The following is a 22,152-nucleotide window of genomic DNA, read 5'->3' as shown; positions in this document are numbered from 1 at the left end:
CGAGTCAAGGAGAGAAGATGAGTAAAAACAGTGTCCTGATAAACGGCCGTACCGCCGTCCATGCTGACAGTGGCGGTATTCTGAACACCGTTGATGTCTGCCTGACCCGAATAGGTAACTCCGTCGTACCGATTCCCTATCCGAATGTGGCAGAAAGCAAAGACGCCGCCAACACCGCCAGTACTGTCTTCATCAACGGACAGCCGGCCTGCACCAAAGACAGCACATTCAGTAAAAGCCGGGGCGATGAGCCGGGCAACAAGAAAGGCGTTAAGTCTGGCACCAAAGGTGGTGAAGCCTCATTCATCATGGGTAGCAGTAATGTCTTTATTGAAGGTGTCCCAGCGGCCCGAGCGATGGACATGATGGTCTCTAATAATCAAAACACGCCGCCTATGCCTCTGATTCAAGACATTGGCCTACCGCCCCTCCCCAAAAGTACAAAGGCTTCTGATGAGCTGGAATCCCGAGACGGTCCAGATGGTTTTGAGTGGAATACCGAAGGGCCAATAACCCCCGGAACGACATTAGAAATTCTGTCCGACTCTGAAGACGAGCACAGCGCGTATAGCCAAACCCTAACCGATGGAGGCGCCTCGTGACCATAATAACCAATACGATCCGTCAGATCCGCCGAGGCCGCTACTACAAAATGCTCAGCGAACCAGCCCAGGATGGAGGAAAGATTCTACTACCTCTCGGACTCTATGAATCCAAACCCGATGACGAAGTCGAGGGTTCCGCAGAGCTTACCCTGACGTCCACCCGCGTAGCATTACAGGCACCGGATGCTGAAGAAGGCCAAGCTCTGGATGTTCCACTGCCGCCAGGTTGGCTTTACATCTTTATCAACGGCTACTTATGGCACGAATACGAGGTGACCGACCAGGCACAGCAACTCCGGGGTATTGACCTTCAGATACAACAGACGCTTGATCATCGACCCGCGACTGGTCTAAGTGTTGACCACATTACCCTGCCTACGATCATGGAAGGTGAAGCTGCCCAAATACAGGTGGCCTTTTCACACACACAATGGTCCTGGGCTCGCATTTGCAGTCTGGGTGGAATGAACCCTGAGGATCCGCGACTGAAACACTGGGTACGCGATGGCGAAAATCTCAGCCGCATCGCGCAACGATACTCATTTTGTAAGGGCTATCAGGCACTTTCTGACCGAAACGGATTAGGCAACCCTAGCGATATTAAGGTAGGTCAATGGCTAACTCTGCGAAACCCAGATACTCCCATCGGCGACGTCGATACTCAGCGCCAACAACGCATGGGGGCCCCTCTGTGTGACCAAAACAACATGACCGATGGTGTCTTAACCGTTCAGGACCCCGTGGGATATGTCGACTTACTCAATGCCGCCATGGTCACCACGCACCTTAAAATAGAAGAAATCATTAGCGATATGAATGGTGCTGGTCAAACGCCTCAGGGGCAGTTTCAGCAGTCTTTGCGCAAAGATTCGTTAGCCGAAGACGCTTCAAACTATGAACCCATCAATGCGACACAGTTTGGACTCGATGCCTCGGCCACTCATAACGATTTTGCACAGACAACGCAAATGGCACAAATCATCTACCCGATGTTGTTTGATGAGAAATCGTTTGAAAAGCTCGATTCAGACGCGCGCGATTATCTGAATGATGCCAAGGAAAACATTGATTCGGATGCGCTTAAACGTTGGCTACATGTTGATGTCCGTAAGCAGTATCGTGACAACTTCAGGCATGTACAAAAGAGCCTCATCAAATACCTATTGGACGAGGAAAATCCATATGAGTCTTGCAGCCACGCGCTCACGTTCTGGGACTGCTTGGAAGACTATGCATGGTTACCAGCTCTAACCTACAGCCAGCTATGGGCAAAAACCAGTGAAGCATTAAGCTTGGTTTTGACTGATCCCAATGTTCAGGACTACAGTTATGATCTGCCGGAAACCGTTGAAGCGGAAAGAAAAGAACAGAGCAATGGGCTCGACTTAATCGAAGCGCTTGCCTGTCAGGACCACAAGGCACATACTTGGCTATTCCCTAGTGACAGCGATATCGATGTCACTTCACCAGACGTGTTCACCGCTGAAAAATCCGATTCAATCGACAGCCCCGAGATGCGAGTCGGCGATTACCAAGCTTCGATCGACCTGCTGTTAAGCGCACATGCCCCTAACGCCGAAACCGTCGCTGGGCTGATGAAAAAACCCAGCGTCGGTGTCCCGGATGTCGTCGATCGGTTCCTCTTAGTTCTTTCCAACTACAAAAAACACTATGATCTGAAAAATAGCAGTCCTTCGACGATCGATATCGACAACTTGTTTACTAAAGTCAGCAAAGCAACCGGCTTACCGGTACTATCCAAAGTGCATATTTTGGAAGAAGCTGCAGCGATGGACGGTGTCATCGCTCCGGGTGAATACCGCATAAAACAGCTCTTCGGTCTGGAGAACACAACTAACCTCCAGCGACGTCAAGCCAGAGCTCAAACTCGTAGTGAAGTCAAAAGTGGCAGTATGCGCTGGATTGACGTGACCGACGAAGCCGGAAATCGACTTGGCAGCAACACACTGACCGATCTGCGACCCTATCGCGGTCCAAATCTCGACACACCAGATCTGCGGTGGACCGATGTTTTTCGTGAACAGGTTTCTAACACTGATGGTTCCGCTACTCGATATACGTCCAAAGTGCGCATGATCGTTGTACCCGAGACATCTTGGACTGAAGACATGGCGAATCGGCTGCATCAGAAAGCGAAAAGTCAAAGTGCGCTTCGAAATATTTATCGAAGCATCCCATCGGCCTTATTGATACTTGAAGTTTTTAGCTTTGGGCAAGCCCTTCAAGGCCTCCAAAACGAAAGTCGACACAATAGAAGTGCAAAGTACTTACTGGCAAAACATACCGCTTTTGTTGCCGCCGCCACACTTGAAGCACTCGAAGCCTGGAAAGGCTCTGACCGTTTAATTTTAATGTTATCGTCCAGAGGTGGACATATCGGTGCGCTAGCTAGTCGAACCGTGACCGTGTCAATCAAAGGGATTCCATTATCCTTCCCCATGTATCGATTTATGGGTCTTGGTGTTGCTGCCATTGCCGCCGTGGACTGTGCAATTAGCACCATAGATTTAACTCATAAACATGATCATGATGCGGCAATCGCAACGGCTCTTTCTGGACTCTTAGGTGTAGCTTCTCTGGCTTGTTTTTTTATTGCCAGCAATGCCATTGTCCCGGTAGCAGCTTGGATACCGGTTTGGGGATGGATACTCGCGGGCGCTGCTGTACTCGCCGGCCTCATTGCAACTTGGTTAACCGATAGTCGATTTGAAGCCTGGGCAAAACACTGTCCATTCGCAAAAGATAAAGAAAATCGACTTGATCACGACGATCTAAATAGTGCCGAAAAAGTGTTTAACGAACTGCAGGACCTGTTGTTCTGTCCGTCGGTAAGCTTTTCACATCGCGAAGTGCATTCAGAGACTTATGAAGTGACCGTCGAAATCAGTCACCCGGCCTTTGTTAACGAAAAAAGCTCACTAGAATGGCGACTTACAGCAAGTTACGCGGATGTTTCCAACAATCGGAGGTATGGCAGTTATCGACATGACAAAGACTTTACCGAAGAAGAGCTAGAGCAAAAATTGAAAGAAATCACATTGCTGGGATCCAACGAGCAACCCACCGGACTTCGAATCCGTTATAATTTCAACCTACCCGATGTATCTTCATTTTTATGGATAGACATCATACACAACTTCCAGTTCCGGTTGTTTGTTCGACACATCATGCCAAATGGTACAAGTTTACCCATTAACAACAGTGACAACGACGATAGCTGGAATGACGATATCGGTTGGGTTGTTGGCCGGCATGAGTTAGAAGTTGAAAAATGATTGTACTTGTATTTTTTTTCAATAAGTTAATATGCTTGCGAGGTTCACTTGACTAACATTCCAGTTAAAGCGTGGTACACCACTCAAGATCGAGTAGACGCTACACCAATTGTTAGTTATGCCAGCACTGCTGTTGGTTATAACAACCTGTCAACAAAACCTATTCTTGGAAATAAAACATCTAGAGAAGCCCCGCTTAAACCGAGCGAGGTCAATAAGAAACATAAAGGGCTATCCGGACAGTTATTGAAGCCAGGTACTCGCTGTCATGAATACTTAGCTTTAGATGTACAGATGAGCAAGCTCGTTCATCTTCGAGAATCGCTTGAAAAAAAGGTATTAAGAAAAGTTTTTTTATGTGAGAGGCATGAAGAAAAAGAGCATGGTTCTATGCCAGGGACTCAGATTATTCCGGATATTACGATGTACCCCTCATTGTGGATTCTAATGCTGACCAGCTGGCCTGTGAAAGGACTACTGTTATTACTACCGATAGTGATGCCGGTTACTTATTTTTACATTATTACCACTGTAGGTCTTAGCACAACGATAAAAGACATTCTTTTTCTATCAGACACGCCTGATTGGTTTTTTTGGGGCTGCCTATCCATCATCCCCATAAATAAATTGCTGGATTTAGCACAAAAAAGAGATTTGCACCGAATATTCGATCCTAAGGAAACACCAATGTTCTGTGCCATCAAACGCGACACCGGTATGATCCGATTATTCAATAACAACAAAGAATGGGCCGACCTGCCCTTCCAAGAGTTTGAAGGTTTCAACACCATGATCCCGACTGGACGTGGCAGCCAGACCCGCAAACTCTCGATGGTGCATCGACCAACAGGTGCCGGTCTTTTAGTCGGGGAAGGCGGCGTCGACGGCTGGCATCCAGCGTTACTTTGGGAGTTTTATCAGCACTACATGGACGTCTCTCGGCCATTGCCTGACGTTCCGGAGTTTGAGCCATATCGACACCTGGACCCAACCACCCGGGAGTGGGATAAACAACACAACCGACCTGAACGCTACTGGCGGGATATGGACCCGGAGACATACAAGCAAATGGTCGATGAGGCGATCACTGCTGCGAAAGCCTATCCGTTTTTGGAACCAGAGACTGCGGAAACCCAACAATGGGCACCATCAGGTCAAGGTAAGCACTGGTTTCAGATGGGCTAAATTAGCACCAGTTGACGTTAAAAAAACACTCTCGTTTCACAGCAAAAGGCTGGCACATGACCGAGTCGTTATCTATTCCCTCCAAACTCTGGTTCTCACTCGAAGATCGGGTGTCAATCACTCCCGACATTCGCTATTCAAATACAGCGATGGGTTATGACCAACTGCCGGTAAACCGAAAACATCCTGACGTCGAGGTGCCACACCCTCCGCTAAAGCCGGCCGAAGTTTCCAAGAAACACAAAGGTTTGGGTGGTCAGAGGCTTCAAAACAACACAGCCTGTCATGAGTACCTCGCGCTCGATGTGCAAAAAGTTAAACAATCACACCTTCTAGACTTAGCAAAGCACAAAACAAATCGAAGAACCTTTGTGAATGAAAGGTATGAAGAGGCAGAGCATGGCTTCTTCCCCGGTACGTTTATCATCCCTAACATAGGGCTCTATCCGTCACTTTGGCTATCCATACTTTTTATTTTACCTATTAAAGGTCTGGTAATTTTCATGCCGATCATACTTGGTGGAACCTTACTCTTAAATTTCTTTTTAGATGGCGTGATACCTACCCTACGACTTTTATTCTTTTTAGAAGATGAATTCCTGTGGCCAATTTGGGGCTACATTGCGCTGTATCCACTGGACAAGCTTCTGGACAAAGCTCAAAAGATGGACTTTCACCGAATCTTTGATCCAAAAAAGACTCCGATGTTCTGTGCCATCAAGCGCGATACCGGCATGATCCGATTATTCAATAACAACAAAGAGTGGGCCGATCTTCCGTTCCGAGAATTCGGAGGCTTCAACACCATGATTCCGACCGGTCGCGGCAGTCAGACACGCAAACTCTCGATGGTGCATCGACCTACAGGTGTCGGTCTTTTAGTCGGGGAAGGCGGCGTCGACGGCTGGCACCCAGCGTTACTTTGGGAGTTTTATCAGCACTTTATGGACGTCTCTCGGCCATTGCCTGACGTTCCGGAGTTTGAGCCATATCGACACCTAGACCCAACCACCCGGGAGTGGGATAAAACCCACAACCGACCTAGCCGCTACTGGCGGGATATGGACTCGGAGACCTACAAACAGATGGTTGATGAGGCGATTACCGCTGCGAAAGCCTATCCGTTTTTGGAACCAGAGACTGCGGAAACCCAACAATGGGCACCATCAGGTCAAGGTAAGCACTGGTATCAATTGGGATAATGGCACACAGAATGCTCTGCCAGAGCCGGAAAGTAGCTGCTATTAAGCCGAACTTAACCTTTTTCGATCGGGTAAAAATGCTCGGCCGCAAAGGTAAAACGCTGGAAGAACGCATTAAACAGTTCCCGGAGGTCAGTTATCGATCCACGGCTATCGGCTACGAGACCCTGACCGGGAACCCTCACAGTCGACAGGCGAACGTTGGTTCGGCAACACACAGTACCCGCCATACAGTGCTCTCGGTTGGAGGCACACCAATTCCAAAAGGAAGTCACTGCCATGAATATCTTGCTCTAGATAGCTTGGGTGGGGTTCATGAACATCTCAATAAGGAACTGACGACGCCTCATAGTCGCCTTGAAACCCAACAGATTATCAATACTGACGAGCTCATCGGTTTTTCACCGGCAAAGTTCCTATTTCCTAATGTACTTCTTTTACCCTCATTTTGGTTTTGGTTATTTAGAGTACTAACGGGACTAACAGCTCTAGTAATATACATATTTATCATATTTGGCGGTTCAATAGCTGCTATTTTTATTGGAGGAGGGGTAGAGTACTTTTTCAAATATTATCTAGATTTCTATAGTGACGAGGCCTATCTCGTTTTTTTTGGCCTAACGCCGATCTACTATGCTTTTTTCAAACTCCTACAGCTATCCGGACTTTCTCATTTCTTTGATCCACCCTTCATGACGGGTTCCGCTCTACGTCGAGACCTTGGTGTCCTTCGCTCACTCGATAAAAACGGTCACACCAAAGACATTCCTTTCGAAGAACTCGAAGCACGCACTACAACGATGTGGGATGGGGGCAACCGTGCCATGTGTAAGCTGTATCTGTCACACAAGTACAGCAAAGAAGGTCTTGTCTATGGCGCGCCGCATAAACAGGCTTGGTACGTGGGCCTGCTTTGGGAATTCTTTCAGCATTTTATGGACGTTTCACGACCATTACCGGATGTACCCGAACTGGAGCCTTACCGACACTTAGACCCAACCACTCGTGAATGGGACAAACAACACAATCGTCCTCCTCGACTATGGCGGGATATGGATCATCGAGATTACATGGCGCTTGTGCGAGAGTCTGTAGACAGCGCGGCTGAGTACCCCTACCTGAAACCCGAGCTGGCGAAAAAGCAAAAATGGCAACCCGCCGGGGATGGTAAGCATTGGTATCAATTGGGGTAACTTACAGAGTTCCCTCTAAAAACCACGATACCGAAACGATCCGATTGTTATTTAGCAGCAAGCGAATCAGCAAAGCTCTTGTGTTCCGATGCCCGTATTCGTTGGCGTAGCTCCGGTCGACAACTGCCGCAGTGACTGCCACATTTTAACGACCTCGTTAACTCGTCCATCTGTGCCGACGGATGGTCCGCCAGAAAGGCGTCGATATCCGCTTCATGCGTTTCGAAACAAGTGCAGATTCTGCGTCCTAGTTCATGACCGTCCGATGCAATGAGTTCACCACTGATCCGCGCTGGCGAGGTTGACTGCTCATAGCTCAGGATCAACTGATTCAGTTCGGCCAAATTCAGTTCTCGCGATTCAATGACGATTGCAGTGACGGATTGGTCGAGCCAATAGGCATTTTTCTGTTTTTCCGGTTCAACCCAGGCCGTTTGGAATCTTTGATGGTTGTCGTCTTCAAGATTACCTTCGTTCATAACGGGCCGTTTTTTTTGCCAGGCTTCGATCGTCACCACACCATTTTTAATCGGAATGATCCAGTGATAATCACGATCATCGGATAGCTCAGGCAGTTGGCTCAACCGAATGCGCCACCAGGCCATGGTCGCTGGTTTACAGGAAACCCGGGTCTGTTTGAACTGTGGCTGTCCCGAGTGTGGGTCGCTAATGAAATCCGTCAAGGCGTTGCAGCCAGACCGAGAAGCGACCTGATCATGCCAATGCATGCTCAAAAACACGGACCCATGCAACTGTGCAGAATCAACTTCAGCGAATCCAAAAGCCCGAGCCCGTTGGTTTTCCAGAATCACGAGCTGCCCAGAGGTTACTGACAGAGTGGTTGCATCATCCGGGTTTAAATAAATCGTCGGCCATCGCTCATGGCTGTTCAGTTTTGAAGCCAATCCTGTGCGTGTCCGGGTATGCCACTGATCTCGCGATCGGCCCGTATTCAACACCAGCGGTTCGTTTTCACCTGACAGTTCAGGTAGCTTAGGAGAAACAGGCACAAAGTTCGCTTTTCTGTCCGGCGTAAAGAATTGATGATCGGTGAACAGCCTGGAGCAACCGTTTGGGTGCTCGGCGTTCACCGGCCATTGAATGGGAGTGAGTTCGTCATATGCCTGTTGCGTCAGTCCCACCAGCCCGCTCAGATCGAGATCCCGCTGGCCGTTATTGTCATAAGCAGTTAACCGAGCATGTTCATCAAAGATGGTACTGGGGTGAGAATACGAAAACGCCGACTGATGTCCCAATCGCTTGGCGATTTCACAAATGGCCCACCAGTCGTGCTTAGCCTCGCCGGGAGCGGTACGAAACGGTCGCTGTCTAGAAATACGTCGCTCCGAGTTAGTCACAGTGCCATTTTTTTCTCCCCAGGTGGTTGCCGGTAACAGAATATTAGCCAGTGCCGTCGTTTCGGTGTTGGCAATGCAATCAGAGACAACAACGGTGTTGCACTGTGAAAGCGCTTTTTTAACTCGCTGACTGTCTGGCAACGATAACGCTGGATTGGTTCCCATTATCCAGATAAACCGAATCTTTCCCTGCTCGATGGCGTCGATCATATCGAGTGCTTTTAAACCCGGCTGGCGAGCCATGTTGGTTGCCTCCCAGAAGGCGCCCACCCGAGAGCAATGCTCATCGGAGAAATCCATATGCGCAGCCAGCATATTGGCAAGCCCACCAACTTCACGCCCACCCATGGCATTGGGTTGACCGGTAATAGAAAACGGCCCCGACCCGGGCTTACCAATCTTACCGCTGGCCAGATGGGCATTGATGATTGCATTGCATTTATCTGTACCGGAATTGGATTGATTGATGCCCATTGAATATAGAGAGACGACAGAATTTTCTGTTATAAATCGTTCATAAAAGTCACGCACCTGATGTTCCGGGAGTTGACAGAGCTGCGCCACCTCCACTACCGAATAACGCGCCTGCTTTAAGGCTTCACGAAATCCTTTTGTGTGATTGGCAATGAACTCATCATCAGCCAACCCCTGTTCATGCAGGTAAGTCAACAAACCTGTAAACAAGTAACCATCGGTTCCGGGCTTCAGGGCAAGATGCATATCTGCTTGCGACGCCGTTGCGGTTGCTCTGGGATCAATGACCACAACTTTCAACTCAGGACGTTTCACTCGAGCCGCTTCGATGCGCTGATACAATACCGGGTGCGTCCAGGCCATGTTGGAACCCACCACGACCAACAAATCGGTCAGTTCAACATCTTCATAACAGGTAGGTACTGAGTCCGATCCAAAGGCCCGCTTATAGGCGGCCACTGCGGACGACATGCACAGCCGGGAGTTAGTATCGACGTTGGCACTGCCAATGAAGCCTTTCATTAACTTATTAGCAACGTAGTAGTCTTCTGTTAACAACTGCCCACTTAAATAGAAGGCAACGGAGTTCGGCCCGTAATTGTCCACACAGTCGCGGATAGCCTCAGTTACAGAATCCAGAGCCGAATCCCAAGTGACCGGTTGATGATTCACCATCGGCGTAAGCAGGCGAGGACGATCCTCCAACGTTGCCGACAATTGGCTGCCTTTACTGCACAATCGACCCTGGTTTGCTGGATGGTCCGATGTTGCATCAATAATCGGACGGCGTTGACTGCCGCCGCCACGCACACTGACACCACAGCCAACACCACAATAAGGACAGGTGGTGTGCGTTGTCGTTTTTTGAGAATCCATAACCTTACCCAATAAAAAAAACGCCCATCCCGAATGTTGTTGGTTAACACCATTCCGGATGAGCGTCATTGCTCGATAGTTTTGTATCGTTAATAGAAAGCACAGCTTATGCCATACACGTGAGAGGACGGTTTTACAGGTTTCCCACAGCAAACTGATGCAAAAAAGGGAACAAACCCCAGCAAAAGACGCGACAAGTTAGTGCGCCTTTCCGTGGCAATGTTCACTAATAGCACACAATTAAAATCAACTTTCGCCGAAACTACCCGTCAGTTGAGGATTTCAAACATTGGCATAGCTTCTGCTTTGAACTCGTCAACCCAGACAACGATGTCTGAGAGTCAAAATCAAGAATTAAAAAAATCGGCAAAGACGCCAATACCTCATCCGCGCGATGGGCTATTGGCGTCTTTTTTTTTTGGAGAGAGAAAATGCTGAGCAAAAAAATCGCCGCCCTCTGTGCTGTATCCATCGGTGTGTTAACCAGTGCCTGGGCTGACGTCGGCTGGCCCGAAAAAGAAGAGTTGAAGTTCGGGTTTATCAAACTGACCGACATGGCTCCGTTGGCTATCGCCTATGAAAAAGGCTTCTTTGAAGATGAGGGGCTGTATGTCGAACTGGAAGCTCAAGCCAATTGGAAAGTACTGCTCGACCGCGTCATCACCGGCGAACTCGACGGCGCGCATATGCTGGCCGGCCAACCCCTGGCGGCGACGATCGGCTACGGGACGGAAGCCCACATCATTACCCCGTTTTCAATGGACTTGAATGGCAATGGCATTACCGTATCGAATGATGTCTGGCAGGACATGCTGCCGTACATCGAAAAACTAGACGATGGCCGCCCTGTACACCCCATCCCAGCCAGTGCCTTAAAACCTGTAGTCGATGCTTATACCGCTGAGGGTAAACCGTTTAACATGGGCATGGTCTTCCCCGTTTCTACACACAACTATGAACTGCGCTATTGGCTGGCCGCCGGTGGCATTCACCCGGGATACTATGCACCTCATCAGGGAGACACCACCGGACAACTGCAAGCCGATGTTCTGCTGTCAGTCACGCCGCCACCGCAAATGCCAGCAACCCTCGAAGCCGGCACTATTTACGGTTACTGCGTTGGTGAACCCTGGAATCAACAGGCCGTTTTCAAAGGCATTGGCGTCCCGGTCATCACCGACTATGAAATATGGAAAAACAACCCGGAAAAAGTATTCGGTATCACAGCCGAGTTTGCCGAAGCCTATCCAAACACAACCATTCGGCTTACCAAAGCCCTGATACGCGCAGCCAAATGGCTCGATGAGAACAACAACGCAAATCGCCCGGAGGCTGTCGAAATTCTGAGCCAGTCGTATTACGTCGGAGCAGATTATGATGTGATCGCTAACTCCATGACCGGCACCTTCGAGTATGAAAAAGGCGATGTACGATCGGTACCCGACTTCAACGTTTTCTTCCGATATAATGCCACCTACCCCTACTACTCTGATGCCATCTGGTACCTGACACAAATGCGCCGCTGGGGACAGATCAGCGAACCTAAAACCGATGATTGGTATTTCGAGACGGCTGAAAAAGTTTATCGACCCGACATCTACGCCGCGGCCGCAAGGGCGTTACTCGAAGAAGGTGATTTCGTCGCCAGTGAGTTCCCGGACTTTGAAACGGAAACCGGTTTTAAGCCACCACAAAATGAGTTCATTGATGGCATTACCTTTGATGGTCGCCAGCCGGTGAATTATCTCAGGCAGTTTGATATCGGACTGACGGACGAAACACTCTAACTCATTCAGAGGCAGCGATTGCCCAAGTGCTATCGCTGCCACGGGAACAGGTGCACTATGACCACTCAATCTCAACTCATCAGCCTACCTTCACGACTGCCCCGGCTGCTCAACCGACTTTCAAAACGGCTACTGAACGTGACCGCGCCCTTATTGGGTATCGGTGTGTTTTTACTGCTCTGGTCGGCCGCTGCCGCCAATATTGAAACGTCGCTGGGCTCATTTCCCGGACCGCAGGCTGTATTCCAGCAATTCGGGCAACTGTGGCAAGAACACAGCGATGAGCAGGTTCGGGAACAAGCCTTTTATGAACGACAGGAAGAACGCAACGCTGCCCGTTTGGCTGAAGACCCTAACTATGAAGTACGCATCCGTGACTTTAATGGTCGGCCAACCTTTATCAGTCAGATCGGGACCAGTTTGATTACTGTGCTCAGTGGATTCCTGTTGGCCAGTGCCATCGCTATTCCGCTGGGTATTCTGATTGGGTTGAATCAGTTTGTGTACATGGCGGCCAACCCGATCATCCAAGTACTCAAACCGGTATCACCATTGGCATGGTTACCCTTGGTGACCATTGTTGTCAGTGCGGTTTATGTCTCTGATGACCCGATGTTTGAAAAGTCGTTTGTGACCTCCGTGATTACCGTCACTTTGTGCAGCCTCTGGCCCACGTTGTTGAACACCGCTGTCGGTGTTGCTTCCATTGAATCCGATTTCAATAACATATCTCGCGTACTCAAGCTCAAAAGCCTGACGCACGTGCGCAAAATTGTACTGCCCGCCAGCGTTCCAATGATTTTTACCGGCTTGCGGCTGTCGATCGGTATCGCCTGGATGGTCTTAATTGCCGCTGAAATGCTCGCGCAAAACCCGGGCTTGGGGAAGTTCGTTTGGGATGAGTTTCAAAATGGCAGTTCAGAATCGTTGTCGCGTATTCTGGCAGCGGTGTTAGTCATCGGCTTGGTCGGTTTCTTACTCGACCGTGCCATGCTCTGGTTACAAAAAGCCGCGTCCTGGGATAAATCCCAGGTGCTGCGATAAAACATCCACCCAAACGCTGAACACATTCATTCCAATTCTGCGAGGTCAGCATGGAACACACTTTATTAGAACTGTCACAAGTCGGGATCGAGTTTCCGACCGAAAATGGCCCTTTCTGTGCCGTTCAGGACATCAACCTGAAAGTTAAAAAAGGCGAATTCATTTCATTGATCGGACATTCCGGTTGCGGCAAATCAACTGTCCTGAACATGGTGGCCGGGCTCAACCGAGCCACCCGTGGTGGCGTGGTGATGCACGGTAAGGAAGTCACCGAGCCCGGCCCTGAACGGGCGGTAGTGTTTCAAAACCACTCGTTACTCCCCTGGTTGACGGCTTACCAGAACATAGAGTTGGCGGTAAAAACCGTGTTCAAATCCACCATGTCCAAAGGCGAAATGAAAGAATGGATCCATCACAACCTGAATCTGGTACACATGACTCATGCCGCCGACAAACGTCCCTCAGAAATTTCCGGAGGGATGAAACAACGCGTCGGAATTGCACGGGCGCTGGCCATGAAGCCCGAAATTCTGTTGATGGATGAGCCATTCGGCGCACTCGATGCTCTGACCAGAGCCCACTTGCAAGATTCAGTTATGGAGATTCAGGAACAGTTGAACAATACCATCATCATGATCACGCACGATGTTGACGAAGCGGTGCTGTTGTCGGACCGGATAGTGATGATGACCAATGGTCCCGCGGCCACTATTGGCGAGATCTTAACCGTCGACTTGCCCCGCCCCCGTAATCGGATCGCCATGGCGGAGTCGACCGATTACTATCAATTGCGATCTCAGGTACTGAGTTTTCTATATGAAAAACACAGTAAAATCGAGCCACTAAAAAAAGAACGTCATAAATCAAACCGACCCGAAGCCGTTGTTAGTGAAGCATCATAAGACTTCAACTCAGATACCCTGGTTATGGAAATATGGTAGACAGCAGGAACTCGGGTCTATACTGCTGTTTCCAAAACCACCGGGATATTAAGATGGCCAACACATCTGAACTACTCACAATAAGCACCCTGGTATACGCGCCGATGGAGACCGTCTGGGAATGCTATACCCAGCCGGAACACATCACACAATGGAACTTCGCGAGCGACGATTGGTGCTGCCCTTGGGCCAAAGTGGAACTGACACCGGGTGGCCGTATGGTGTCACGCATGGAAGCCAAAGACGGCAGCATGGGATTTGATTTTGAAGCCATTTACGAAGAGGTCGCTTCAGGGTCACACCTAAGTTATACGTTGTTGGACGGCCGAAAGGTGTCGACTCAGTTTGTCCAAGACGGTGATCACATCAAGGTAACCACGCAGTTCGACAGTGAAACCGAAAACGATCCTGAGATGCAACGCGCCGGCTGGCAAGCAATTTTAGAGAACTTTAAAAAGCACGCCGAACAACAAACCTGAGGCGACACAAAAAAGCCGGGACTCAGCCCGGCTCGATTGGATGTGCAATCAATACTCAGTGACGCGCCGTCACCGGGATATCACCGTCATTATCCAGGTTGTTTTCCATCGCTTCGTATTCAGCCTGGACATCTGCGTCCGGCTCACCACCGGCCAGGGTAGCGATGACGATGGCCGCCGTACTGAACAGAACGCCCGGCACAATTTCATAAACATCAAACAGACCGCCGCCGAACTGCTTCCACAGCACCACGGTCAGACCGCCAACAACAATGCCCGCCAGTGCGCCATTACGTGTCATGCGTTTCCAATATAAAGCCAACAACAAGGCCGGACCGAATGCGGCGCCAAAACCGGCCCAAGCATAAGACACCAATCCGAGTACCGTGTTATCCGGCGACAGGGCCAATGACAGTGCGATCAGGGAAATCACAATCACGCCTGCACGACCGACACGGACAATATCCTGTTGGCTGGCGTCTTTTTTGAAAAGTGCTTTATAGAAATCTTCCGCTAACGCCGACGATGACACCAATAACTGAGAATCCGCGGTGGACATTACGGCGGCCAGAATCGCAGCAAGCAACACACCGGCAACAATCGGATGGAACAGGGCATTAACCAGTACCATGAAGATGGTTTCGGCATCGTCGATCTGACCACCCATGTTGGCGTTCACGTACATCAGGCCCGCAAACCCGACAAACAAAGCGCCAATCTGTGAGGCACCCGACCAGATGACGGCAATACGACGTGCCGTTGGAATATCTTTGTTTGACCGAACCGCGGCAAAACGTGCCAAGATGTGTGGTTGACCAAAGTAACCCAGCCCCCACGCAACCAGCGACACAATGGCGATCCACCCCAGTGGCGATCCATCGGTACCGGTAAACATATTCAATAGTTCTGGATTGGTTGCTTTCATGCCGGCAAAAATGCCGACATCGGTATCCCCGCTGGTCAACGCCACCACCGGAACAATCAACAAGGCTGCGGCCATTAACAGCCCCTGTACCAAATCGGTCCAGGACACCGCTAAAAAACCACCAAAGAGCGTATAAGAAATCACACAGATTGTGCCGATGATGACGGCCCAGGAATAGTTCAAACCAAAAACGGTCTCAAACAGTTTACCGCCGGCCACCAAACCGGAGCTGGTGTAGAACAGAAAGAACAGCAGGATGAAGAACGCTGAAATCGTCTGCAGCAATTTGCTGTTGTCGCGGAAACGGTTAGCAAAAAACTCTGGTAACGTCAGCGAGTCGTTCGACACGATGGTATAGGTGCGTAATCGCTTAGCCATGAACAACCAGTTTAACCAGAAACCTGCCAGCAAACCGCCCGATAACCAAATGGCTTCAAACCCGGCCAGATACGCATAGCCCGGCAAGCCCAACAGCAACCAACCACTCATGTCCGATGCCCCGGCACTTAACGCCGCCGGCCACGGCCCTAAAGAACGGCCACCCAAAAAATAATCCGATGAACTGGTGGTGCGCTTATAGGCGACATACCCAATGGCCAGCATCCCGACCAGATAAACAATAAACGTCAGCGTAATCGCCAGGGAATTTTCGATCATAGCTTTGTACTCTCTTCTTCTTATGATTTTTGGGCCTGCTGACAGGCCCTCATGAGAATCCAAAGCGCCGAGACACATCACGACTCTTTGGATTCATCCGGATCTGCGTCCGAATGGGTTGCGATCAGACCTGCTCTGACTCGAGAGACAGCAGCGTCGCGTTGCCACCGACGGCGGTGGTGTTAATTGTTCGGGTACGTTCCGTCGCAAACCGATACAGGTAGCGCGGCCCACCGGCTTTCGGGCCGGTGCCACTTAAACCCTGACCACCAAAGGGCTGCACACCCACAACAGCACCAATCTGATCTCGATTGATATAAACATTACCAACGCGAACGCGCTCGTCGATATACCGCGCAGTGGTTTCGTTACGGGTGTGAATCCCCAGCGTCAAGCCATAACCGCTGTCGTTAATCTGCGCAATGACGTCATCCAACTCGCTTGCCTTATAGGTAATGACGTGCAGAACCGGTCCGAAATGCTCTTCGTCCAGTTGCGACAGATGCTGAATACGAAACGCGATGGGCGCAACAAAGGTGCCTTGCGCACAATCGTCAGGCATCGGGGTTTCAAAAATCAGTTCCGCATTCGCGCGCATGTCATCGATGTGCGCTTGCAGTTTCTGTCGGGCCGTTTCGTCAATCACCGGGCCGATATCGGTTTCGTGCAAGGATGGATCACCGAGCGTCAGTTCCTGCATCGCGCCCTGCAACAGCGTCATCAGATTGTCGGCGATGTCCTGCTGCACATAGAGCACGCGCAATGCGGAACAACGTTGACCGGCACTGGTAAACGCCGAATGCACGACGTCTTTAATAACCTGTTCCGGCAAGGCGGTAGAGTCGACGATCATCGCGTTCTGACCACCGGTTTCGGCAATCAGCGGCACAATCGGTCCGGGCTTCGATGCCAATGTCTGATGGATGCGCTGGGCGGTTCCGGTCGACCCGGTAAAGGCGACACCGGCAATGCGCTTGTCCGCTATAATCGCCTGACCAATGACCGGCCCGACGCCGGGTAACAGATGCAGCACGTCCGTTGGGATACCCGCCTGATGAAACAGACGAATGGCATGGGACGCGATCAATGTGGTTTGCTCGGCCGGTTTAGCCACGACGGTATTACCCGCCACCAGCGCCGCCGATATCTGACCGATAAAAATCGCCAGCGGAAAGTTCCAGGGGCTGATGCAGGCAAAGACACCGCGACCTTCCAGATAAAGTTCATTCGACTCACCGGTCGGCCCGGGCATAACCATCGGTTCGGCAAAATTCTGTCGTGCCTGGTCGGCATAGTAACGACAGAAATCGACCGCTTCGCGCACTTCGTCGATGCCGTCCTGAATGATCTTGCCGGCTTCGCGGTGACACAGGGCCGTAAACAACGCGAGGTCAGCTTCCATCAGGTCTGCCATTTTGTCCAATGCGGCCGCGCGGGTTTCGGCAGGCGTTCGTCGCCACCCCTCAAACGCCTGTTGCGCACTATCAATGGCTCGAGTCACGTCGGCTTCGTCTGCCCAGCGCACGCTGCCCACCTGCTCACGGCGATCGTAGGGTGAATGAATCGGCGCGGGTTCGCGATCGTCTGGCGTGTCGCCATTTACGATCACGCCGCCTTGCCAGCTCTCCGTCATAAAAGCATCAATCTGTTGTTTGAACGGACCCCATTGACTGTCAATATCGATGTTCACGCCTTTGGAGTTTTTACGCACGTCGCCATAAATGTCTTCCGGCAACGGAATCAGCCCGTTGCGAAGACTCGTTCGCTTCATCAACGTCTCGACCGGGTGCTGAACCAGATCTTCTATCGGCGTTTTTGCGTCAACCAGCCGGTGTACAAACGATGAGTTGGCGCCGTTCTCCAACAATCGACGTACCAGGTAGGGCAATAAATCTTTGTGCGCACCGACCGGCGCGTAAATCCGGATCGGGTTGCATTTTTCCTGCTGAACCATCTGTTCCAATACCACGTTGTACAACGCATCGCCCATGCCGTGCAGACGCTGAAATTCGAAATCGGAATGCGTTGCACTGAGTTGAATACTGGCCACGGTGTGCGCGTTGTGAGTTGCGAACTGCGGGTACAGGTGACCATGAGCGGCATCGCTGAACAGGAAACGAGCGCAGATCAGATACGACAAGTCCGTTGACTCCTTGCGGGTAAACACCGGATATTCAGCAAGCCCGGCTTTCTGACAGAGCTTGATCTCGCTGTCCCAATAAGCGCCTTTGACCAAACGAATCGGAATACGGTCGCCTTGCTCCCGTGCCAACGCCGCCAACCAGACCAGCACCGGCAACGCTCGCTTTGAATAGGCCTGAACGACCAAGCCAAAGTTGCCCCAACCGCGGACGCGCTCATCGCGGTACAGGCTTTCAAACAATTCCAGCGACAGTTCCAATCGATCCATTTCTTCAGCATCGATGGTAATGCCCACCTGCTGTTCGCGAGCTTCGACCAACAGACTCATAACCGCATCGGCCAGTTCCGTCATGACGCGTTGGCGCTGGCCCACTTCATAACGAGGATGCAATGCACTGAGCTTAATGGAGACGGACGGCTGCTCGACACCGGACGCGCCCGCAGCTCGGTTCTGTGAACCGACAAACTGAATCGCCTGCAGATAATCCTGACGGTAGCGTTCGGCATCGTCACGGGTCAGCGCCGCTTCACCCAGCATATCGAAGGAATAGGTGTACCCGCCTTTCAAGTTCTTGCGACCGTTTTTGAACGCTTCCTTGATGGTACGACCCAGCACAAAATGCTTGCCCATAATGCCCATGGCGCGGTTCATGGCCTGACGTATGACCGGCTCCCCAAGTCGTTTAACGAGACGATTGATCACCGGTCCCGGACGCCCATCGATACTGTTATCGAGCGTGACCACCCGACCGGTTAACATCAGCCCCCAGGTGGCTGAGTTCACCAACACGGAATCACTGCTTTTTAAATGTTTTTTCCAATCGGCAATGCCTAACCGGTCACTGATCAGCGCTTCGGCGGTGGCATCATCCGGCACGCGCATTAACGCTTCTGCCAGACACATCAGCAAAATGCCTTCCTGCGTATCCAGGCTGTACTCCAACAACAGGGCATCGACCATATGAACGGCACTGTCGGAGGCGCGTACCTGTGCGATCAGCGACGTAGCCTGAGTCGCAACGGTGGCGTGATCGGTATGCTGATCGTTTTCCAGTTCTAACAAGGCCCGGACATAATCGTCTTCCGGGATCGCGTAGTTTGACGTAATGGCCGCTTTCAGGTCGGCACTGGTCTGCCCGGTGCGTGTCGCCTGAAACGCATCTGAAGGATGAAACATGGTTTTCTCTCCAGTTAATGGATACACGGCCCAGTATAGAAGATGGCCGTTCCAGACCCGGATGACGCAGAGTTTTCACCAACGGGTCGTTATTATTGTCTTGGAGGCACCAAGGTAATGAAGGTTTGATGACCTGTATTGCAAAAAACTTCGCCGGTTTTACAAAAAACACGGGAAGTCGGAAGACTCCGAAGTGAGGTCAGAGAAACTCGATCACTGATCTGTTAGGTACGTTTAGTATCGATCATTGGCGGCGCAGTTGGCCTGGCGTGACTTGGCGGTGTTTACGGAAGGCATTACTCATCGCAGCCTGACTGGAAAAACCGCATTGCTCGGCGATCTGACTCAGGCTTTGCCGGCTGTCGAGAATCAGTTGCTGAGCCCGATCCAACCGACGTTTCAGCACATATTGGTGCGGGGTTTCACCGAAGGCATCACGGAAACAGACCTGGAAATGGCTGGGGCTGAGATGTACCAGCGCCGCCAATTGATGAATGCTGATGCGCTCGTGCAGATGATCTTCGACAAACTGGATTAACCGATCCTGATCGAGCCTTCCCTGCGAAATGGGCAGGTCAGTTTTATCGGCCAGACGATGATAAGCACTGAGCAGCAAGGTGGCGCTGAGGTGACGTGTCAACTCTACATCGTCGGGGAATCGCTGCAACTCACGGACGCCGCTTTGTACCAGCGCCGTCAGATCCGGGTCAAAGCGCAGATAACCGGCCCGTTCAAAGAGCGCATTCACCACCGGCTCGGGCACGTAGGTGGTATCCAGCTCCGGAATATCGAGCACCAGAACGCGGTTATCGTCGATGCCGCAAAAATGATGCTCAAAACAGGAAGGGACCAGACAGGCACGGCGAATGTCGACGATGTCTCCACGACCTTCTACCTCAAATTCTGCCTGACCCGACACGCCGATCACAATCTGATGGAAAGGATGGTGGTGCGCCATTCCCTGTTGCGGTAATCGCATGATTGAAGCATTGAACTCGGACATACCCCCTCCCTCTGAGCACCGTGATCGGGCGAACCCGCAGTCTATCGCCAAGCTGCAAGGCTGGCAATGCGACTGACTCCGCTTACGACCTGTACTCGCGTTTGGAAATGACATCCATTATCATTGCGACCCCTAAATAACTGACTCACAGGCACCCCTCATGATCCGATTCCTGGCCCGCGTTGGCTATATTGAAGGCCTCTCCTTTTTACTGTTGCTCGGCGTGGCCATGCCATTGAAGTATCAGTTCGGAATCGACCAGGCGGTCTCCATCGTGGGTATGGCGCACGGCGTACTCTTCCTCGGGTATGTTGTGCTGTTGGCCGTCGTAACCCTTGCGACCCGCTTACCCATCTGGGCGTTGCCGGCGGGGATCGTTGGTGCCGTGCTTCCATTTGGCCCCTTTGTGTTTGATCGCCTCCTGCTGGCTAAGGCCGAAACGATGGCCGCAGACCGTTCGGGCACATAAAACCGTCATCTTGATGCCCTAGACTGGTCGGTTCGACCGTCGGATTGAACCCGGAGCACGCGATGCCATCAACCACTCAGCCACAGAAGCCCCGTGTGTTGGAAGTATTTTTGGTGTTCCTGAGACTGGGTCTGACCGCCTTTGGCGGACCGATTGCGCACCTCGGATACTTCCGGCGCGAGCTGGTCGACAAACGACAATGGCTGAGCGAAGCCCAGTACAGCCAACTGGTTGCGTTGTGCCAGTTTTTGCCCGGGCCGGCTTCCAGCCAGGTCGGGTTTGGTCTGGGCTGGCTACGAGCCGGTTGGGCAGGTGCTTTGGCCGCCTTTGTGGCGTTTACCTTACCCTCTGTATTACTGTTGATTGCTTTCTACTATGCCCTACCCGGATTACCGGCGGAATTGGCCGACACCGTTATTCACGGGTTAAAACTGGTGGCCTGCGTGGTCGTCACTGATGCGGTGCTCAGCATGCACCGCAACCTGTGCCCGGACCGAGAACGTCAGCTCCTCGCCATCGCCGTAGCCGCCTTGCTGCTGTTGACCCATTCGCCCTGGTGGCAGTTAATCGCCATTGTTGGCGGCGCGGTTTTCGGCCGCTTTTTACTCAACATCCCCATAGAGACAGCCACACCTAACTTCTTAATAAAACCCAAGCCAATCCTAAGTGGTATTTTCACCGCGCTCTTTGCACTGATGCTTCTGTTGTTGCCGCTGATCAGTGATCTGAATCCATTGATCGCTGCAACACAGAGTTTTTATCAGGCCGGAGCATTGGTGTTTGGCGGTGGTCATGTGGTACTACCGTTACTGGAATCGTCAGTCGTGGCAACCGGACACGTCAGTGCAGATACGTTCCTGGCCGGCTATGGCGCCGCACAAGCCGTACCAGGGCCGCTATTTACCTTTGCCGCCTTTTTAGGCGCAGACATGGGCGGCGGCGCAACCATCACCGTCGCGGTACTCGCCATTTTTTTACCCGGTTTTCTCTTACTGGCTGCGGTATTGCCTTACTGGCAACGAGTCTCAGCGATGAGCGGGGCACGGGACGCACTCGCCGGCATCGGTGCTGCGGTAGTCGGCATACTGGGCGCGGCGCTTTATGACCCGATTTTTACCAGCGCGGCTGCAGAACCCGAAGACTTGGCGGTGGTTCTAATTGGATTGAGTATTTTACGTGTAGCGCGTTGGTCGCCGCTTTGGGTGGTGGTGTTTTGTGTGGGGGCAGGTTTTGTGGTTTGAGGACTCTTTTTTTGAGATTTCAGAACAGCGGGCCAATCAAAGAGCGGAATCGTTCTAAAAAGGCGCTGTTGTACAATCTGGTGCGCCGCTCGGGGTTT

General features: G+C 51.3%; 15 protein-coding genes. 11 read left to right on the top strand and 4 right to left on the bottom strand.

Annotation, left to right across the window (positions count from 1 at the left end):
* Nucleotides 1-17: 17 nt before the first annotated feature.
* From MED297_RS13305 to MED297_RS13285, 5 genes are read left to right on the top strand one after another with little or no spacing between them, the layout of a single operon-like run.
* The gene (locus tag MED297_RS13305) at nucleotides 18-602 is read left to right on the top strand and encodes a DUF4150 domain-containing protein (RefSeq protein WP_008045731.1); all 585 of its coding nucleotides are present in this window, start codon (nucleotides 18-20) and stop codon (nucleotides 600-602) included.
* On the top strand, nucleotides 599-3,901 hold the full coding sequence (locus MED297_RS13300) for a toxin VasX (RefSeq protein WP_040557232.1): 3,303 nt from the start codon (nucleotides 599-601) through the stop codon (nucleotides 3,899-3,901). The genes MED297_RS13305 and MED297_RS13300 overlap by 4 nt, the downstream gene beginning before the upstream one ends.
* A 48-nt stretch (nucleotides 3,902-3,949) precedes the next feature.
* Nucleotides 3,950-5,086: a hypothetical protein gene (locus tag MED297_RS22455; protein WP_154650939.1), complete on the top strand. Its 1,137-nt coding sequence runs from the start codon at nucleotides 3,950-3,952 to the stop codon at nucleotides 5,084-5,086.
* A gap of 56 nt (nucleotides 5,087-5,142) precedes the next feature.
* Nucleotides 5,143-6,288, top strand: coding sequence for a hypothetical protein (locus MED297_RS21390; protein ID WP_008045724.1), 1,146 nt, complete (start codon nucleotides 5,143-5,145; stop codon nucleotides 6,286-6,288).
* Nucleotides 6,288-7,481, top strand: coding sequence for a hypothetical protein (locus MED297_RS13285; protein ID WP_008045722.1), 1,194 nt, complete (start codon nucleotides 6,288-6,290; stop codon nucleotides 7,479-7,481). Before MED297_RS21390 ends, MED297_RS13285 begins: the two co-directional genes overlap by 1 nt.
* A 47-nt stretch (nucleotides 7,482-7,528) precedes the next feature.
* On the opposite strand, the gene MED297_RS13280 is transcribed toward MED297_RS13285, so the two are convergent.
* Nucleotides 7,529-10,189 (bottom strand): nitrate reductase, encoded by a 2,661-nt coding sequence (locus tag MED297_RS13280; RefSeq protein ID WP_040557231.1) that lies wholly within the window; start codon nucleotides 10,187-10,189, stop codon nucleotides 7,529-7,531.
* A 431-nt stretch (nucleotides 10,190-10,620) separates the two neighbouring features.
* Between MED297_RS13280 and MED297_RS13275 the strand changes: the two genes are divergently transcribed.
* The 4 genes from MED297_RS13275 (at nucleotide 10,621) to MED297_RS13260 (ending at nucleotide 14,440) form a co-directional block, all read left to right on the top strand.
* Entirely contained in the window at nucleotides 10,621-11,976 is a 1,356-nt protein-coding gene (locus tag MED297_RS13275) for a CmpA/NrtA family ABC transporter substrate-binding protein (RefSeq protein WP_008045718.1), read from the top strand.
* A gap of 57 nt (nucleotides 11,977-12,033) precedes the next feature.
* Complete coding sequence (locus MED297_RS13270; RefSeq protein WP_008045715.1) at nucleotides 12,034-13,020, top strand: ABC transporter permease; 987 nt, start codon at nucleotides 12,034-12,036, stop codon at nucleotides 13,018-13,020.
* Nucleotides 13,021-13,070: 50 nt separating this feature from the next.
* Nucleotides 13,071-13,922, top strand: coding sequence for an ABC transporter ATP-binding protein (locus MED297_RS13265; protein WP_008045714.1), 852 nt, complete (start codon nucleotides 13,071-13,073; stop codon nucleotides 13,920-13,922).
* Between the two features lie 92 nt (nucleotides 13,923-14,014).
* Nucleotides 14,015-14,440 (top strand): SRPBCC family protein, encoded by a 426-nt coding sequence (locus tag MED297_RS13260; RefSeq protein WP_040557230.1) that lies wholly within the window; start codon nucleotides 14,015-14,017, stop codon nucleotides 14,438-14,440.
* Nucleotides 14,441-14,495: 55 nt separating this feature from the next.
* Here the strand turns inward: MED297_RS13260 and putP are convergent, their stop codons facing one another.
* From putP to MED297_RS13245, 3 genes are all read right to left on the bottom strand, one after another.
* A complete protein-coding gene (gene putP / locus MED297_RS13255) occupies nucleotides 14,496-16,022 on the bottom strand; it encodes a sodium/proline symporter PutP (RefSeq protein WP_008045712.1) in 1,527 nt (508 codons plus the stop codon).
* A gap of 124 nt (nucleotides 16,023-16,146) precedes the next feature.
* A complete protein-coding gene (gene putA / locus MED297_RS13250; RefSeq protein WP_008045711.1) occupies nucleotides 16,147-19,341 on the bottom strand; it encodes a bifunctional proline dehydrogenase/L-glutamate gamma-semialdehyde dehydrogenase PutA in 3,195 nt (1,064 codons plus the stop codon).
* 244 nt (nucleotides 19,342-19,585) lie between these two features.
* A complete protein-coding gene (locus tag MED297_RS13245; protein WP_008045710.1) occupies nucleotides 19,586-20,344 on the bottom strand; it encodes an AraC family transcriptional regulator in 759 nt (252 codons plus the stop codon).
* Between the two features lie 160 nt (nucleotides 20,345-20,504).
* Here MED297_RS13245 and MED297_RS13240 point away from each other — a divergent pair, with 160 nt between their 5' ends.
* Together MED297_RS13240 and chrA are read left to right on the top strand one after the other, a co-directional pair.
* Nucleotides 20,505-20,813 carry a DUF3817 domain-containing protein gene (locus MED297_RS13240; protein ID WP_008045709.1) on the top strand — a complete coding sequence of 103 codons (309 nt, stop codon included), beginning with the start codon at nucleotides 20,505-20,507 and terminating at the stop codon, nucleotides 20,811-20,813.
* A 62-nt stretch (nucleotides 20,814-20,875) separates the two neighbouring features.
* The gene (chrA, locus tag MED297_RS13235; RefSeq protein ID WP_008045704.1) at nucleotides 20,876-22,054 is read left to right on the top strand and encodes a chromate efflux transporter; all 1,179 of its coding nucleotides are present in this window, start codon (nucleotides 20,876-20,878) and stop codon (nucleotides 22,052-22,054) included.
* The last annotated feature ends 98 nt before the right edge of the window (nucleotides 22,055-22,152 follow it).

Origin of the sequence: Reinekea blandensis MED297 (assembly GCF_000153185.1) — a bacterium.
Taxonomy (GTDB): domain Bacteria; phylum Pseudomonadota; class Gammaproteobacteria; order Pseudomonadales; family Natronospirillaceae; genus Reinekea; species Reinekea blandensis.
Note: the sequence above shows the minus strand (reverse complement) of the source record. Positions and strands in the feature narration are given on the sequence as shown.

Excerpts from the sequence above, each read along its gene's own strand:
- MED297_RS13305 (WP_008045731.1), top strand. The coding sequence starts at position 18 with ATGAGTAAAAACAGTGTCCTGATAAACGGCCGTACCGCCGTCCATGCT.
- MED297_RS21390 (WP_008045724.1), top strand. The coding sequence starts at position 5,143 with ATGACCGAGTCGTTATCTATTCCCTCCAAACTCTGGTTCTCACTCGAA.
- MED297_RS13285 (WP_008045722.1), top strand. The coding sequence starts at position 6,288 with ATGGCACACAGAATGCTCTGCCAGAGCCGGAAAGTAGCTGCTATTAAG.
- MED297_RS13280 (WP_040557231.1), bottom strand. The coding sequence starts at position 10,189 with ATGGATTCTCAAAAAACGACAACGCACACCACCTGTCCTTATTGTGGT.
- MED297_RS13275 (WP_008045718.1), top strand. The coding sequence starts at position 10,621 with ATGCTGAGCAAAAAAATCGCCGCCCTCTGTGCTGTATCCATCGGTGTG.
- MED297_RS13270 (WP_008045715.1), top strand. The coding sequence starts at position 12,034 with ATGACCACTCAATCTCAACTCATCAGCCTACCTTCACGACTGCCCCGG.
- MED297_RS13265 (WP_008045714.1), top strand. The coding sequence starts at position 13,071 with ATGGAACACACTTTATTAGAACTGTCACAAGTCGGGATCGAGTTTCCG.
- MED297_RS13260 (WP_040557230.1), top strand. The coding sequence starts at position 14,015 with ATGGCCAACACATCTGAACTACTCACAATAAGCACCCTGGTATACGCG.
- putP (WP_008045712.1), bottom strand. The coding sequence starts at position 16,022 with ATGATCGAAAATTCCCTGGCGATTACGCTGACGTTTATTGTTTATCTG.
- putA (WP_008045711.1), bottom strand. The coding sequence starts at position 19,341 with ATGTTTCATCCTTCAGATGCGTTTCAGGCGACACGCACCGGGCAGACC.
- MED297_RS13245 (WP_008045710.1), bottom strand. The coding sequence starts at position 20,344 with ATGTCCGAGTTCAATGCTTCAATCATGCGATTACCGCAACAGGGAATG.
- MED297_RS13240 (WP_008045709.1), top strand. The coding sequence starts at position 20,505 with ATGATCCGATTCCTGGCCCGCGTTGGCTATATTGAAGGCCTCTCCTTT.
- chrA (WP_008045704.1), top strand. The coding sequence starts at position 20,876 with ATGCCATCAACCACTCAGCCACAGAAGCCCCGTGTGTTGGAAGTATTT.